Below are 15,468 nucleotides of genomic sequence, written 5' to 3' on the forward strand. Positions count from 1 at the left end.
GGGCGCGGGAAAAGTGCGAAGAGACCAAGCGGTCTTCCCAGGTGCTAAAGTCCGCCATTTCTATGCAATAGCTTTACGCATGGCTATTATGCCTGCCTCATTGTGAGGCGAAACTGCATGCTGACGTTGTTAACACTACTGAAAGACGGCCATTTCCACTCTGGAGAAGCGCTTGGCGCTGCCTTGGGCGTCAGCCGCAGCGCAGTATGGAAGCAACTCCAGCATCTTGAGGCTGAGTTAAATCTGCCTATCCATAAGGTTCGTGGAAAGGGCTACCAGTTGGCTTCGCCATTGGTATTCTTGAATTCTGAGTCTATCGGGCTAAATGCACCTGGTCTGACTTGGCCTGTACATATCTTCGATACGATCGACTCCACTAATGCGGAAGCCCTGCGTCTTGTTGATGCTGGTCATATCGCGCCGTTTCTAGTTCTTGCGGAGCAACAAACAGCGGGAAGGGGGCGGCGTGGCCGCAAATGGGTCAGCCCATTTGCCCAGAATGTCTATTACAGCCTTGTCTTGCGCGTTGAGGGGGGGGTGAGGCAATTGGAAGGGTTGAGCCTTGTAGTGGGGCTGGCCGTCATGCAGACCCTTCGTGAGTCCGGGGTGCAGGGCGCGGCGCTGAAATGGCCGAATGATGTGCTGGTGGGTGATAAGAAAGTTGCCGGTATTTTGCTTGAGTTGGTGGGGGATCCTGCCGACATTTGCCATGTTGTGATCGGGGTAGGTATCAACGTAAATATGCAAAAGGCCGAAGAGGTCGATCAGCGATGGACTTCGGTTAGGCTGGAGGCGGGCGCTTCTGTTGACCGTAATCACTTGGTAGCGAGACTGAGTGTGCAATTGCAAGGCTACCTGGCGCGGCATAAGGAGTCTGGTTTTTCTGCCCTCCAGGCAGAGTGGGAGCAGAGTCATTTGTGGCAAGGGCGGGCGGTATCGCTGATTGCGGGTGCTAGCCAGATTGATGGTGAAGTGCTCGGCGTAGATCATCAGGGCGCACTGCGCCTTAGTGTTGAAGGTGTCGAAAAGATATACAGCGGTGGTGAGCTAAGCCTGAGGTTGCGTGATGATTCTTGAGCTTGACTGTGGGAACAGCTTTATCAAGTGGCGGGTGCTCGAATCGCAGTGTTCGACGATCCGCGCAGAAGGTGTTGTAGGTTCGGATATTGCGTTGATTGATAGTTTGATCGCGCTCCCGGGCCTATTACTTACGCGGTGCCGATTGGTGAGCGTCAGGGCGCTGGAGGAGACGGATAAGCTGGTTGACGCCCTCGTGGCTGCCTTTGGTGTGGTTGTTTCTTGCGCGGTATCTGCTCGAGAAGTGGCTGGAGTGCGCAACGGTTACGAGGATTTCGAGCGCCTCGGTCTCGATCGCTGGCTGGCGATGCTCGGCGGATATAAGTTGGCACCTGGTGCATGCTTGGTCTTGGATTTTGGTACCGCAGCTACTGCCGACTTCGTTGCTGCAGACGGTGAGCATTTGGGGGGCTTCATTTGTCCCGGAATGCCGCTGATGCGCAATCAGCTAAGAACGCATACCCGGAAGATTCGATACGACGACGTGGCCGCTGAAAGGGCGTTGGAGCGGCTCTCTCCTGGGCATACAACGGCAGAGGCGGTGGAGCGAGGCTGTATGCTGATGCTCAGGGGATTTGTATTGACCCAGCTTGAGCTAGCCAGAAGCTATTGGGGGGATGATTTCACCATATTTCTGACGGGGGGGGATGCTGAGTTGGTCGCGGATGCCGTGCCCCATGCTCGCCTCGTTCCCGACTTGGTTTTTGTTGGTTTGGCGATGGCGTGCCCTTTGTCTTGAGGTCTTATATGCGTTGGCTGTTTTTGCTTCTGCTCGTTCTCAACGCCTTCTACTACGTATGGCATCAACAAGAGGCTCCGTTGCGTGCCAAGGACGTTACCCCTCTGAGTCTCTATAAGGGCTCTCAGCACGATATTCGACTCCTGAGTGAGTCATCGGATGCGATTGCTCGGAAGGACCGGTTAAAGGCTTCTGAGCAGCAAAATATGTGTCTGTATGTGGGTGGTTTTGCGGATCAGCGCCAGGCCCAGGCTCTGGAGCAGCGGCTCATTAGCCTGGATATAAAGGTCAAGGTCCAGTTGTTGAGCGGTCCAGATGCCTCTGGCTACTGGCTTCGTGTTGCCCCCGATAGCCGACGCTTGGCGGACGATCTGCCCTTTGAAAACCTTGCTAAGGAATTCAATGAGTTAAAACATAAAATAATGTTGTGCGAAGGCGTTGCAACTCTCGAATAGTTTGCATAGAATGGCGCCCGCTTCGCAGTGAAGACCTTACGGGTCTACAGGGTGGAGCAAACGTCAATGCAGCTAACCTCATAATTTAAATGAGAAAATGCTTGACAGAAGGTCGGCGTAATGTAAAATGCCGGCTCGCTTAGGAGGGGTTCCCGAGCGGCCAAAGGGATCAGACTGTAAATCTGACGTCTACGACTTCGAAGGTTCGAATCCTTCCCCCTCCACCATTTTTAGCGTGAGCTGCAAGCTCCGCGGGTATAGTTTAGTGGTAGAACCTCAGCCTTCCAAGCTGATGATGCGGGTTCGATTCCCGCTACCCGCTCCAAGTTTGCAGGTTGTGCAATGTGTTTCGCTCTTGTAGCTCAGTTGGTAGAGCACACCCTTGGTAAGGGTGAGGTCAGCGGTTCAAATCCGCTCAAGAGCTCCATATAACAAGGCAGATATGAAAATATCTGCCTTTGTTTTAACAGCTGCCTCGGCTTGATGGTGTTTTGTTCGGTGTTGTTATCGGGCGGTTTCGAGTCTCTAGGGGTTGGTTGTTGTAAAGTCTTTTTCAGGCCTGCATAATGGTCGGCCTGATTTTGTTTTAGGTCAGTAGCTCAATTGGCAGAGCGACGGTCTCCAAAACCGTAGGTTGGGGGTTCGATTCCCTCCTGACCTGCCAGATTCACGTGGTGTATCTGGCTTTCTTTTCACAGGATCTTCATAGATGACTCCTAAGGCTGAAGCTCAAAGCTCTCGTTTCGATCTGGTCAAGTGGCTCGCAGTGGTCGCCTTGGTGGTCGTAGGCGTTGTTGGCAATCAGTATTATTCTGCTTCGCCGATCCTGTACCGCGTCCTCGCTTTGCTTGCTCTTGCTGCTGTAGCTGCCTTTGTGGGCCTGCAGACTGCAAAAGGTAAGTCTTTCGCGGTCCTGGTAAAGGAAGCTCGCACCGAAATTCGTAAAGTCGTTTGGCCAACTCGCCAAGAAACCACGCAGACCACATTGATTGTTGTGGCTGTTGTTCTGGTTATGGCGTTGCTGTTGTGGGGTCTCGATTCCCTGCTCGGCTGGCTTGTTTCCTTGATTGTTGGCTAAGGGTGTCCCGTGGCTAAGCGTTGGTACGTTGTGCATGCTTACTCGGGTTACGAGAAGCATGTTATGCGCTCTTTGCTGGAGCGCGTAAAGCTGGCAGGCATGGAAGATGGCTTCGGCGAAATTCTGGTTCCCACTGAAGAAGTGGTTGAAATGCGGAATGGTCAGAAGCGCAAGAGTGAACGCAAGTTCTTCCCTGGCTACGTGCTGGTTCAGATGGACATGAATGAAGGTACTTGGCACTTGGTCAAGGACACTCCTCGTGTCATGGGTTTCATTGGCGGTACCGCTGATAAGCCTGCTCCAATCACTGACAAAGAAGCAGAAGCAATTCTGCGACGTGTTGCTGATGGTAGCGACAAGCCTAAGCCGAAGACGTTGTTCGAGCCGGGTGAGGTTGTTCGTGTCACTGATGGTCCGTTTGCTGATTTTAACGGCACTGTCGAAGAAGTTAACTACGAAAAGAGCCGGATCCAAGTGGCAGTGCTCATTTTCGGTCGCTCTACTCCGGTAGAGTTGGAGTTCAGCCAGGTCGAGAAGGTCTAGCTGAGCAAGCATCCCAACCCCGCAGCCTTAGGCTGTGGGGTTTTGTCGTCACTGGGATAAACGCGCAAGTAACCGGGGAGCCTTTCGAGGCGATTGAACCCGTAATTGGAGTGCCTCATGGCCAAGAAGATTACCGCTTACATCAAGCTGCAAGTGAAGGCCGCTCAGGCCAACCCAAGTCCACCCGTCGGTCCAGCTCTGGGTCAGCACGGCGTGAACATCATGGAATTCTGCAAGGCCTTTAACGCCCGTACTCAGGGTCTTGAGCCAGGTCTGCCGACTCCAGTTATCATCACTGTATACAGCGACCGTAGCTTCACTTTCGAAACCAAGTCGACCCCGGCTTCGGTTCTGCTGAAGAAAGCTGCTGGTCTGACTAGCGGTTCCGCTCGTCCTAACACCGTTAAAGTCGGCACTGTAACTCGTGCTCAGCTGGAAGAAATCGCGAAAACCAAAAACGCGGATCTGACTGCAGCTGATATGGATGCAGCCGTGCGTACCATCGCCGGTTCTGCTCGTAGCATGGGCCTTAACGTGGAGGGTGTGTAATGGCTAAGCTGACCAAGCGCCAAAAGGCTATCGCTGGCAAAATCGAAGCAGGCAAGGCCTACAACTTTGTAGACGCTGCTGCCCTGCTGACCGAGCTGTCGACTGTCAAGTTCAGCGAGTCTGTAGACGTTGCTGTAAACCTGGGCGTTGACCCACGTAAATCTGACCAGGTCGTACGTAGCGCTACTGTGCTGCCACACGGTACTGGCAAGACTGTACGTGTTGCTGTCTTCACCCAAGGCCCGGCGGCTGAAGCTGCTCTGGCTGCTGGCGCTGATCGCGTTGGTATGGACGACCTGGCTGCCGAAATGAAAGGCGGCGACCTGAACTACGACGTAGTAATTGCCTCCCCGGACGCAATGCGTGTTGTAGGTCAGTTGGGTCAGATCCTCGGCCCGCGCGGCCTGATGCCTAACCCTAAAGTCGGCACCGTAACTCCAGACGTAGCTACTGCGGTTAAAAACGCTAAAGCTGGTCAGGTTCGTTATCGCACCGACAAAAACGGCATCATTCACACTTCCGTTGGCAAAGTCGGCTTTGATGCCGTCAAGCTGAAGGAAAACGTTGAAGCCCTGATCGCTGATCTGAAGCGTATCAAGCCAGCTTCTTCGAAAGGTATCTACGTCAAGCGCGTTACCCTGAGCACCACTATGGGCCCGGGTCTGGTCATCGACCAAGGTTCGCTGGACGTATAAGACATAGATTGGCGCAAGCGATTGCGCCAATTGAAAAAATTGGGGTCCCTGCCTGGCGGGGGCTATCCAAGACCGTAGGCGACGCAAGTCTTAAACCATAAGCCTACGCAGATGGTGCTCCCGGTTCCTTACCGAATCAGACACCAAAACGACATCCGGCTCCGGCCAGATGAAACGGTAACAAGCAGGAGTTAAACCCGTGGCAATTAATCTCGAAGACAAGAAGGCCATCGTCGCTGAAGTCAACGAGGCTGCCAAAGCTGCTCTGTCCGCTGTCGTGGCTGATGCCCGTGGTGTGACAGTAGGCGCTATGACCGGACTCCGTAAAGAGGCTCGTGAAGCTGGCGTATACGTACGTGTTGTACGTAACACCCTGCTCAAGCGCGCCGTTGCTGACACTGAATACAGTGTTCTCAACGACGTGTTCACCGGCCCGACTCTGATCGCGTTCTCCAAAGACCATCCAGGCGCTGCTGCCCGTTTGTTCAAGGAATTCGCCAAGAGTCAGGATAAGTTCGAGATCAAGGCAGCTGCGTTCGAGGGCAAGTTCCTCGCAGCTAACCAAATCGACGTACTGGCAACACTGCCGACCCGCGACGAAGCCATTTCGCAGCTGATGAGCGTGATTCAAGGCGCTACCAGCAAGCTGGCTCGTACTCTGGCCGCAGTTCGCGAGCAAAAAGAAGCTGCCGCAGCCTAAGGCTGAGCAACGTCTCTCGCGTATTTTTGTTTATTTCGATGGCCGAGTAGGCCGTCCCCCAATTCAGGAAATACAGCAATGTCTATCTCCCAAGACGATATCCTCAACGCCGTAGCTGAAATGTCGGTTCTGCAGGTTGTTGAGCTGATCAAAGCTTTCGAAGAAAAATTCGGCGTTTCCGCTGCCGCTGCTTCCGCTGGCCCAGCTGCTGCTGCTGCCGTTGTTGAAGAGCAAACCGAATTCAACGTCATGCTGACCGAAGCTGGCGAGAAGAAAGTAAACGTGATCAAGGCAGTACGTGAACTGACCGGTCTGGGCCTGAAAGAAGCCAAGGCTGTAGTTGACGGCGCTCCTGCCGTGGTTCTGGAAGCTGTCTCCAAAGACGCAGCTGACAAAGCCAAAGCTACTCTGGAAGAAGCAGGCGCTAAAGTCGAGCTGAAGTAAGCATCGACCTTGCGTCTCCAGCCCAAGCGTTAAGCTGAAGGCTGATGGCTGGTGGCTCTTGCCACCGGCCTTTTTCCGTTCTTGGCTGTCGACTCGGTCGCCGCCATTAACGCGCTGTAGCCACCCGATGCGGTGGTGCAAACCATGGGGTTTGCGAGATTTTCTGGCTGCTCCCGTCGGAGGGGCCAAACAAGCAGGTGACCAAGCTGGGGAACGCTGATGGCTTACTCATATACTGAGAAAAAACGTATCCGCAAGGACTTTAGCAAGTTGCCGGACGTCATGGATGTCCCGTACCTTCTGGCTATCCAGCTGGATTCGTATCGTGAATTCTTGCAGGCGGGAGCGACCAAAGATCAGTTCCGCGACGTGGGCCTGCATGCGGCCTTCAAATCCGTTTTCCCGATCATCAGCTACTCCGGCAATGCTGCGCTGGAGTACGTGGGTTATCGCCTGGGCGAACCGGCATTTGATGTCAAAGAATGCGTGTTGCGCGGTGTTACGTACGCCGTACCTTTGCGGGTAAAAGTCCGCCTGATCATTTTCGACAAAGAATCGTCGAACAAAGCGATCAAGGACATCAAAGAGCAAGAAGTCTACATGGGCGAAATCCCACTGATGACTGAAAACGGTACCTTCGTTATCAACGGTACCGAGCGTGTAATCGTTTCCCAGCTGCACCGTTCCCCGGGCGTGTTCTTCGACCACGACCGCGGCAAGACGCACAGCTCTGGCAAACTCCTGTACTCCGCGCGGATCATTCCGTACCGCGGTTCGTGGTTGGACTTCGAGTTCGACCCGAAAGACTGCGTGTTCGTGCGTATCGACCGTCGTCGCAAGCTGCCGGCTTCGGTACTGCTGCGTGCGCTCGGCTATACCACTGAGCAAGTGCTGGACGCTTTCTACACCACCAACGTATTCAGCCTGAGCGGCGAAACCCTCAAGCTGGAGCTGATCGCTTCGCGTCTGCGTGGTGAAATTGCCGTCCTGGATATCCAGGATGAAAGCGGCAAGGTGATCGTTGAAGCTGGCCGCCGTATTACTGCACGCCACATCAACCAGATCGAGAAGGCCGGTATCAAGTCGCTGGAAGTGCCTTTGGACTACGTCCTGGGTCGCACTACCGCCAAGGTCATCGTTCACCCGGCTACAGGCGAAATCCTGGCTGAGTGCAACACCGAGCTGAACACCGAAATCCTGGCGAAAATCGCCAAGGCCCAGGTAGTTCGCATCGAGACCCTGTACACCAACGATATCGACTGCGGTCCGTTCGTCTCCGACACTCTGAAGATCGACTCCACCAGCAACCAATTGGAAGCGCTGGTCGAGATCTATCGCATGATGCGTCCTGGCGAGCCACCAACCAAAGACGCTGCCGAGACCCTGTTCAACAACCTGTTCTTCAGCCCTGAGCGCTATGACCTGTCTGCGGTCGGCCGGATGAAGTTCAACCGTCGTATCGGTCGTACCGAGATCGAAGGTTCGGGCGTGTTGTGCAAGGAAGACATCGTTGCGGTCCTGAAGACCCTGGTCGACATCCGTAACGGCAAAGGCATCGTCGATGACATCGACCACTTGGGTAACCGTCGTGTTCGCTGCGTAGGCGAAATGGCCGAGAACCAGTTCCGCGTTGGCCTGGTACGTGTTGAGCGTGCGGTCAAAGAGCGTCTGTCGATGGCTGAAAGCGAAGGCCTGATGCCGCAAGACCTGATCAACGCCAAGCCAGTGGCTGCAGCGGTGAAAGAGTTCTTCGGTTCCAGCCAGCTTTCCCAGTTCATGGACCAGAACAACCCACTCTCGGAGATTACCCACAAGCGCCGTGTATCTGCACTGGGCCCGGGCGGTCTGACCCGTGAGCGTGCGGGCTTTGAGGTTCGTGACGTACACCCGACGCACTACGGTCGTGTTTGCCCGATCGAAACGCCGGAAGGTCCGAACATCGGTCTGATCAACTCCCTGGCCGCTTATGCGCGTACCAACCAGTACGGCTTCCTAGAGAGCCCGTACCGTGTGGTGAAAGACGCTCTGGTCACCGACGAGATCGTGTTCCTGTCCGCCATCGAAGAGGCCGATCACGTGATCGCCCAGGCTTCGGCCACGATGAACGACAAGAAAGTCCTGATCGACGAGCTGGTAGCTGTTCGTCACTTGAACGAGTTCACCGTTAAGGCGCCGGAAGACGTCACCTTGATGGACGTTTCGCCGAAGCAGGTAGTTTCGGTTGCAGCGTCGCTGATCCCGTTCCTGGAGCACGATGACGCCAACCGTGCGTTGATGGGTTCCAACATGCAGCGTCAAGCTGTACCGACCCTGCGCGCTGACAAGCCGCTGGTAGGTACTGGCATGGAGCGTAACGTAGCCCGTGACTCCGGCGTTTGCGTCGTGGCTCGTCGTGGCGGCGTGATCGACTCCGTGGATGCAAGCCGTATCGTGGTTCGTGTTGCCGATGACGAAGTTGAAACTGGCGAAGCCGGTGTCGACATCTACAACCTGACCAAATACACCCGCTCGAACCAGAACACCTGCATCAACCAGCGTCCGCTGGTGAGCAAGGGTGATCGCGTTCAGCGTAGCGACATCATGGCCGACGGCCCGTCCACCGACATGGGTGAGCTGGCTCTGGGTCAGAACATGCGCATCGCGTTCATGGCGTGGAACGGCTTCAACTTCGAAGACTCCATCTGCTTGTCCGAGCGTGTTGTTCAAGAAGACCGCTTCACCACGATCCACATCCAGGAACTGACCTGTGTGGCGCGTGACACCAAGCTTGGGCCTGAAGAGATCACTGCCGACATCCCGAACGTGGGTGAAGCGGCACTGAACAAGCTGGACGAAGCCGGTATCGTTTACGTAGGTGCTGAAGTAGGCGCAGGCGACATCCTGGTTGGTAAGGTCACTCCGAAAGGCGAGACCCAACTGACTCCGGAAGAAAAACTGCTGCGTGCCATCTTCGGTGAAAAAGCCAGCGACGTTAAAGACACCTCCCTGCGCGTACCTACCGGTACCAAGGGTACTGTCATCGACGTACAGGTCTTCACCCGTGACGGCGTTGAGCGTGATGCTCGTGCACTGTCCATCGAGAAGACTCAACTCGACGAGATCCGCAAGGACCTGAACGAAGAGTTCCGTATCGTTGAAGGCGCGACCTTCGAACGTCTGCGTTCCGCCCTGGTAGGCCACAAGGCCGAAGGCGGCGCAGGTCTGAAGAAAGGTCAGGACATCACCGACGAAATCCTCGACGGTCTTGAGCACGGCCAGTGGTTCAAACTGCGCATGGCTGAAGATGCTCTGAACGAGCAGCTCGAGAAGGCCCAGGCCTACATCGTTGATCGCCGCCGTCTGCTGGACGACAAGTTCGAAGACAAGAAGCGCAAACTGCAGCAGGGCGATGACCTGGCTCCAGGCGTGCTGAAAATCGTCAAGGTTTACCTGGCAATCCGTCGTCGCATCCAGCCGGGCGACAAGATGGCCGGTCGTCACGGTAACAAAGGTGTGGTCTCCGTGATCATGCCGGTTGAAGACATGCCGCACGATGCCAATGGCACCCCGGTCGACGTCGTCCTCAACCCGTTGGGCGTACCTTCGCGTATGAACGTTGGTCAGATCCTTGAAACCCACCTGGGCCTCGCGGCCAAAGGTCTGGGTGAGAAGATCAACCGCATGATCGAAGAGCAGCGCAAGGTCGCTGACCTGCGTAAGTTCCTGCACGAGATCTACAACGAGATCGGCGGTCGCAATGAAGAGCTGGACACCTTCTCCGACCAGGAAATCCTGGATCTGGCGAAGAACCTGCGCGGCGGCGTTCCAATGGCTACCCCGGTATTCGACGGTGCCAAGGAAAGCGAAATCAAGGCCATGCTGAAACTGGCAGACCTGCCAGAAAGTGGCCAGATGCAGCTGTTCGACGGCCGTACCGGCAACAAGTTCGAGCGCCCGGTTACTGTTGGCTACATGTACATGCTGAAGCTGAACCACTTGGTAGACGACAAGATGCACGCTCGTTCTACCGGTTCGTACAGCCTGGTTACCCAGCAACCGCTGGGTGGTAAGGCTCAGTTCGGTGGTCAGCGTTTCGGGGAGATGGAGGTCTGGGCACTGGAAGCATACGGTGCTGCTTACACTCTGCAAGAAATGCTCACAGTGAAGTCGGACGATGTGAACGGTCGGACCAAGATGTACAAAAACATCGTGGACGGCGATCACCGTATGGAGCCGGGCATGCCCGAGTCCTTCAACGTGTTGATCAAAGAAATTCGTTCCCTCGGCATCGATATCGATCTGGAAACCGAATAACACGTGACGCGAATCGAGAGCGGGGCTGTTTAGCCCGCTCTCTGCTCCGCCAGGAGGAAAGGCCTTGAAAGACCTACTGAATTTGCTGAAAAACCAGGGTCAAGTCGAAGAGTTCGACGCCATCCGTATTGGATTGGCATCGCCTGAGATGATCCGTTCGTGGTCGTTCGGTGAAGTTAAAAAGCCGGAAACCATCAACTACCGTACGTTCAAACCTGAACGTGACGGCCTGTTCTGCGCCAAGATCTTTGGCCCGGTAAAGGATTACGAGTGCCTGTGCGGTAAGTACAAGCGCTTGAAGCACCGTGGTGTGATCTGCGAGAAGTGCGGCGTTGAAGTTGCACTGGCCAAGGTTCGTCGTGAGCGCATGGCGCACATCGAACTGGCTTCGCCGGTTGCCCACATCTGGTTCCTGAAATCGCTGCCGTCCCGTATCGGCTTGCTGATGGACATGACCCTGCGTGATATCGAACGCGTTCTCTACTTCGAGAGCTATGTCGTTATCGATCCAGGCATGACCACCCTTGAAAAGGGCCAGCTGCTGAACGACGAGCAGTACTTCGAAGCGCTGGAAGAGTTCGGCGACGATTTCGATGCCCGCATGGGTGCTGAAGCTGTCCGCGAGCTGCTGCACGCTATCGACCTGGAGCACGAGATTGGCCGCCTGCGCGAAGAAATTCCGCAAACCAACTCCGAAACCAAAATCAAGAAGCTGTCCAAGCGTCTGAAGTTGATGGAAGCCTTCCAGGGTTCCGGCAACCTGCCAGAGTGGATGGTGCTGACCGTTCTGCCGGTTCTGCCGCCAGACCTGCGTCCGCTGGTACCGTTGGACGGTGGTCGTTTCGCGACGTCCGACCTCAACGACCTGTACCGCCGCGTGATCAACCGTAACAACCGCTTGAAGCGCCTGCTCGATCTGTCCGCACCGGACATCATCGTGCGCAACGAAAAGCGTATGTTGCAAGAAGCTGTCGATGCTCTGCTCGACAACGGTCGTCGTGGCCGCGCTATCACCGGTTCCAACAAGCGTCCTCTGAAATCCTTGGCTGACATGATCAAGGGTAAGCAAGGTCGTTTCCGTCAGAACTTGCTCGGTAAGCGTGTTGACTACTCCGGTCGTTCGGTAATTACCGTAGGCCCGACCCTGCGTCTGCACCAGTGCGGTCTGCCTAAGAAGATGGCGCTTGAGCTGTTCAAGCCATTCATCTTCGGCAAGCTGGAAATGCGCGGTCTCGCGACCACTATCAAAGCGGCCAAGAAAATGGTCGAGCGCGAACTGCCAGAGGTTTGGGACGTTCTCGCTGAAGTGATCCGCGAACACCCGGTTCTCCTCAACCGTGCGCCGACCCTTCACCGTCTGGGTATCCAGGCGTTTGAACCGGTACTGATCGAAGGTAAGGCCATCCAGCTGCACCCGCTGGTCTGTGCTGCGTACAACGCCGACTTCGACGGTGACCAAATGGCCGTGCACGTACCGCTGACACTGGAAGCCCAGTTGGAAGCGCGTGCGTTGATGATGTCGACCAACAACATTCTGTCGCCAGCCAACGGTGAGCCAATCATCGTTCCGTCGCAGGACGTTGTATTGGGTCTGTACTACATGACTCGTGAAGCGATCAACGCCAAGGGCGAAGGTCGTGTGTTCGCTGACCTGCAAGAAGTCGACCGTGTGTTCCGTGCCGGCGAAGCCGCTCTGCACGCGAAGGTCAAAGTGCGGATCAACGAAACCGTCAACGACCGTGATGGCGGCAGCGTGACCAACACCCGTATTGTCGACACCACCGTCGGCCGTGCGCTGTTGTATCAAGTTGTGCCAAAAGGTCTGTCGTACGACGTCGTCAACCTGCCGATGAAGAAAAAAGCGATCTCCAAGCTGATCAACCAGTGCTACCGCGTGGTTGGTTTGAAAGAGACCGTGATCTTCGCTGACCAGTTGATGTACACCGGTTTTGCTTATTCGACCATCTCCGGCGTTTCAATCGGTGTTAACGACTTCGTTATCCCGGATGAAAAAGCCCGCATCATCGGTGCTGCCACCGACGAAGTGAAAGAGATCGAAAGCCAGTACGCCTCCGGCCTGGTAACCCAGGGCGAGAAGTACAACAAGGTAATCGACCTTTGGTCCAAGGCGAACGACGAAGTTTCCAAGGCGATGATGGCCAACCTCTCGAAAGAGAAAGTCATCGACCGTCATGGCGATGAAGTTGACCAAGAGTCCTTCAACTCGATGTACATGATGGCCGACTCGGGTGCACGGGGTTCTGCTGCGCAGATCCGTCAGCTCGCCGGTATGCGTGGCCTGATGGCCAAGCCGGACGGTTCCATCATCGAAACGCCGATTACTGCGAACTTCCGTGAAGGTTTGAGCGTACTTCAGTACTTCATCTCCACTCACGGTGCTCGTAAGGGTCTTGCGGATACCGCGTTGAAAACCGCTAACTCCGGTTACCTGACTCGTCGTCTGGTAGACGTTGCACAAGATCTGGTAGTTACCGAGATCGACTGCGGCACCGAGCATGGCCTGCTGATGACTCCGCACATTGAAGGCGGTGACGTTGTAGAGCCATTGGGTGAGCGCGTACTGGGTCGAGTAATCGCCCGTGACGTATTCAAGCCAGGTACCGAAGAAATCATCGTTCCTGCCGGTACGCTGGTAGACGAGAAGTGGGTCGAGTTCATCGAGCTCAACAGCATCGACGAAGTGATTGTTCGCTCGCCGATCAGCTGCGAAACCCGCTACGGCATTTGCGCCAAGTGCTACGGGCGTGACTTGGCTCGTGGTCACCAGGTGAACATCGGTGAAGCGGTCGGCGTTATCGCTGCCCAGTCCATCGGTGAGCCGGGTACCCAGCTGACCATGCGTACGTTCCACATCGGTGGTGCGGCAAGCCGGACTTCTGCAGCCGACAGCGTTCAGGTGAAGAATGGCGGTACTGTCCGTCTGCACAACCTGAAGCACGTTGAGCGAGTGGATGGCCACCTGGTTGCTGTGTCCCGTTCCGGTGAGCTGGCTATCGCTGATGACTACGGTCGTGAGCGTGAGCGTTACAAGCTGCCGTACGGTGCCGTGATCTCGGTTAAAGAGGGTGACAAGGTCGACGCTGGCGCTATCGTGGCCAAGTGGGATCCGCACACTCACCCAATCGTTACCGAAATGAAAGGTACCGTGACCTACGTGGGCATGGAAGAAGGCATCACGATCAAGCGTCAGACTGACGAATTGACCGGTATGACCAACATTGAAGTACTCGACGCGAAAGATCGTCCAGCTGCCGGTAAAGACATCCGTCCTGCCGTGAAGATGGTCGATGACAACGGCAAGGACTTGTTGCTGCCAGGCACTGACGTAATCGCTCAGTACTTCCTGCCAGCCAACGCCCTGGTCGGTGTAGCGGATGGTGCGAAGATCGCGATCGGTGATGTTATCGCGCGTATCCCGCAAGAAACTTCGAAAACGCGAGACATCACCGGTGGTCTGCCGCGTGTTGCCGACTTGTTCGAAGCTCGTCGTCCGAAAGAAGCGTCGATTCTGGCTGAAGTCAGCGGCACCATCGCGTTCGGTAAAGAGACCAAGGGCAAGCGCCGTCTGGTCATTACCCCGAACGACGGTACCGATCCGTACGAAGAGCTGATTCCGAAGTGGCGTCACCTGAACGTGTTCGAAGGCGAACAGGTAAACCGCGGCGAAGTTATCTCCGACGGCCCGAGCGATCCACACGACATCCTGCGTCTGTTGGGTGTGAGTGCGCTGGCCAAGTACATCGTTAACGAGATCCAGGACGTTTACCGCCTGCAAGGCGTGAAGATCAACGATAAGCACATCGAGACCATCCTGCGTCAGATGCTGCGTAAAGTTGAAATCGCTGAATCCGGCGATTCCAGTTTCATCAAGGGCGACCAGATGGAACTGACTCACGTACTGGTAGAGAACGAGCGCCTGGCGAACGACGAGAAATTCGTTTCCAAGTTCACTCGCGTGTTGCTGGGTATCACCAAGGCGTCGTTGTCCACTGAGTCGTTCATCTCGGCGGCCTCCTTCCAGGAGACCACTCGCGTACTGACCGAAGCAGCGGTAACCGGCAAGCGCGATTACCTGCGCGGCCTGAAAGAAAACGTGGTTGTGGGTCGTCTGATCCCGGCTGGTACCGGTTTGGCTTACCACAGCGAGCGTAAACGCCGCCGTGATGCTGACAAGCCGCTGCGCGTAAGCGCCAGTGAAGTGGAAGCTGCACTGACCGAAGCGCTGAACTCAAGCGGTAACTGAGTTCTGCGATAAATAAGTCTGGGCCCTGGCAGCCCCATTCGTCGGATCGAGGCAGTTTTGCCCCGGTTCGACGAGAGGGGAGGTCGGGGCCTTGCCTTGACTGGGGGCAAGATCCTCTTTAGACTCTTGTACCCCTAAATTTGGCGGGAATTCGTTCCTGCCATTTTGCTTTTCTTGCAAGACAATAGCGTCGCAAGACAACAGTGGAGCTAGTAGATGGCAACTATCAACCAGCTGGTACGTCAGCCGCGTAAGCGTATCGTCGAGAAATCCGACGTACCTGCGCTGCAGAACTGCCCGCAACGTCGTGGCGTATGCACCCGTGTGTATACCACTACGCCGAAAAAACCTAACTCGGCACTGCGTAAAGTATGCCGTGTGCGCCTGACCAACGGTTTCGAGGTTTCCTCGTACATCGGTGGTGAAGGTCACAACCTGCAAGAGCACAGCGTGGTACTGATCCGCGGCGGTCGTGTAAAAGACTTGCCAGGTGTTCGTTACCACACCGTACGCGGCTCCTTGGATACTTCCGGCGTTAAAGGTCGTAACCAGGGTCGTTCGAAGTACGGTACCAAGAAGCCTAAGTAGTAGCGGCTTTTTGTAAAACTGAATCATCTTATTTTCTGAGTCG

Annotated in this window: 12 protein-coding genes and 4 tRNA genes; all 16 read left to right on the plus strand. The window is 55.4% G+C overall.

Translation table 11 applies throughout. The annotated features are described in order from the left end of the window. Positions 1-117: 117 nt before the first annotated feature. The 16 genes from birA (at position 118) to rpsL (ending at position 15,425) form a co-directional block, all read left to right on the plus strand. The gene (birA, locus tag DYL59_RS25950; RefSeq protein ID WP_135291755.1) at positions 118-1,077 is read left to right on the plus strand and encodes a bifunctional biotin--[acetyl-CoA-carboxylase] ligase/biotin operon repressor BirA; all 960 of its coding nucleotides are present in this window, start codon (positions 118-120) and stop codon (positions 1,075-1,077) included. Further along, positions 1,067-1,816 (plus strand): pantothenate kinase, encoded by a 750-nt coding sequence (locus DYL59_RS25955; RefSeq protein ID WP_135291756.1) that lies wholly within the window; start codon positions 1,067-1,069, stop codon positions 1,814-1,816. Before birA ends, DYL59_RS25955 begins: the two co-directional genes overlap by 11 nt. A gap of 8 nt (positions 1,817-1,824) precedes the next feature. Then, positions 1,825-2,271, plus strand: coding sequence for a hypothetical protein (locus DYL59_RS25960; RefSeq protein WP_135291757.1), 447 nt, complete (start codon positions 1,825-1,827; stop codon positions 2,269-2,271). A gap of 142 nt (positions 2,272-2,413) precedes the next feature. Beyond that, positions 2,414-2,498: transfer RNA gene (locus DYL59_RS25965), tRNA-Tyr, on the plus strand. A gap of 24 nt (positions 2,499-2,522) precedes the next feature. Then, positions 2,523-2,596 (plus strand) — tRNA-Gly (locus DYL59_RS25970). Positions 2,597-2,622: 26 nt separating this feature from the next. Beyond that, positions 2,623-2,698, plus strand: a tRNA-Thr gene (locus DYL59_RS25975). Between the two features lie 161 nt (positions 2,699-2,859). Further along, positions 2,860-2,935 (plus strand) — tRNA-Trp (locus tag DYL59_RS25980). Positions 2,936-2,980: 45 nt separating this feature from the next. Continuing rightward, positions 2,981-3,349, plus strand: a complete 369-nt coding sequence (secE, locus tag DYL59_RS25985) for a preprotein translocase subunit SecE (protein WP_003194658.1) — start codon at positions 2,981-2,983, stop codon at positions 3,347-3,349. 9 nt (positions 3,350-3,358) lie between these two features. After that, entirely contained in the window at positions 3,359-3,892 is a 534-nt protein-coding gene (gene nusG / locus DYL59_RS25990) for a transcription termination/antitermination protein NusG (protein ID WP_003176436.1), read from the plus strand. A 117-nt stretch (positions 3,893-4,009) separates the two neighbouring features. Beyond that, positions 4,010-4,441: a 50S ribosomal protein L11 gene (gene rplK / locus DYL59_RS25995; protein ID WP_003176435.1), complete on the plus strand. Its 432-nt coding sequence runs from the start codon at positions 4,010-4,012 to the stop codon at positions 4,439-4,441. Next, on the plus strand, positions 4,441-5,136 hold the full coding sequence (rplA, locus tag DYL59_RS26000) for a 50S ribosomal protein L1 (RefSeq protein ID WP_003232403.1): 696 nt from the start codon (positions 4,441-4,443) through the stop codon (positions 5,134-5,136). Before rplK ends, rplA begins: the two co-directional genes overlap by 1 nt. Before the next feature lie 199 nt (positions 5,137-5,335). Then, a complete protein-coding gene (gene rplJ, locus DYL59_RS26005; RefSeq protein ID WP_003232405.1) occupies positions 5,336-5,836 on the plus strand; it encodes a 50S ribosomal protein L10 in 501 nt (166 codons plus the stop codon). Between the two features lie 78 nt (positions 5,837-5,914). Beyond that, positions 5,915-6,280, plus strand: a complete 366-nt coding sequence (rplL, locus tag DYL59_RS26010; RefSeq protein ID WP_017736673.1) for a 50S ribosomal protein L7/L12 — start codon at positions 5,915-5,917, stop codon at positions 6,278-6,280. A gap of 219 nt (positions 6,281-6,499) precedes the next feature. Further along, the gene (rpoB, locus tag DYL59_RS26015) at positions 6,500-10,573 is read left to right on the plus strand and encodes a DNA-directed RNA polymerase subunit beta (protein WP_135291758.1); all 4,074 of its coding nucleotides are present in this window, start codon (positions 6,500-6,502) and stop codon (positions 10,571-10,573) included. A 64-nt stretch (positions 10,574-10,637) separates the two neighbouring features. Continuing rightward, positions 10,638-14,837, plus strand: coding sequence for a DNA-directed RNA polymerase subunit beta' (gene rpoC / locus DYL59_RS26020; protein ID WP_135291759.1), 4,200 nt, complete (start codon positions 10,638-10,640; stop codon positions 14,835-14,837). A 216-nt stretch (positions 14,838-15,053) separates the two neighbouring features. After that, positions 15,054-15,425: a 30S ribosomal protein S12 gene (gene rpsL, locus DYL59_RS26025; protein ID WP_002555494.1), complete on the plus strand. Its 372-nt coding sequence runs from the start codon at positions 15,054-15,056 to the stop codon at positions 15,423-15,425. Positions 15,426-15,468: the final 43 nt, after the last annotated feature.

This window comes from Pseudomonas kairouanensis, assembly GCF_004682055.1.
GTDB classification, from domain to species: Bacteria; Pseudomonadota; Gammaproteobacteria; order Pseudomonadales; family Pseudomonadaceae; genus Aquipseudomonas; species Aquipseudomonas kairouanensis.

What these genes read in the sequence shown, in the direction of transcription:
- birA (WP_135291755.1), top strand. Translation starts at nt 118, where the DNA reads ATGCTGACGTTGTTAACACTACTGAAAGACGGCCATTTCCACTCTGGA.
- DYL59_RS25955 (WP_135291756.1), top strand. Translation starts at nt 1,067, where the DNA reads ATGATTCTTGAGCTTGACTGTGGGAACAGCTTTATCAAGTGGCGGGTG.
- DYL59_RS25960 (WP_135291757.1), top strand. Translation starts at nt 1,825, where the DNA reads ATGCGTTGGCTGTTTTTGCTTCTGCTCGTTCTCAACGCCTTCTACTAC.
- secE (WP_003194658.1), top strand. Translation starts at nt 2,981, where the DNA reads ATGACTCCTAAGGCTGAAGCTCAAAGCTCTCGTTTCGATCTGGTCAAG.
- rplK (WP_003176435.1), top strand. Translation starts at nt 4,010, where the DNA reads ATGGCCAAGAAGATTACCGCTTACATCAAGCTGCAAGTGAAGGCCGCT.
- rplA (WP_003232403.1), top strand. Translation starts at nt 4,441, where the DNA reads ATGGCTAAGCTGACCAAGCGCCAAAAGGCTATCGCTGGCAAAATCGAA.
- rplL (WP_017736673.1), top strand. Translation starts at nt 5,915, where the DNA reads ATGTCTATCTCCCAAGACGATATCCTCAACGCCGTAGCTGAAATGTCG.
- rpoB (WP_135291758.1), top strand. Translation starts at nt 6,500, where the DNA reads ATGGCTTACTCATATACTGAGAAAAAACGTATCCGCAAGGACTTTAGC.
- rpsL (WP_002555494.1), top strand. Translation starts at nt 15,054, where the DNA reads ATGGCAACTATCAACCAGCTGGTACGTCAGCCGCGTAAGCGTATCGTC.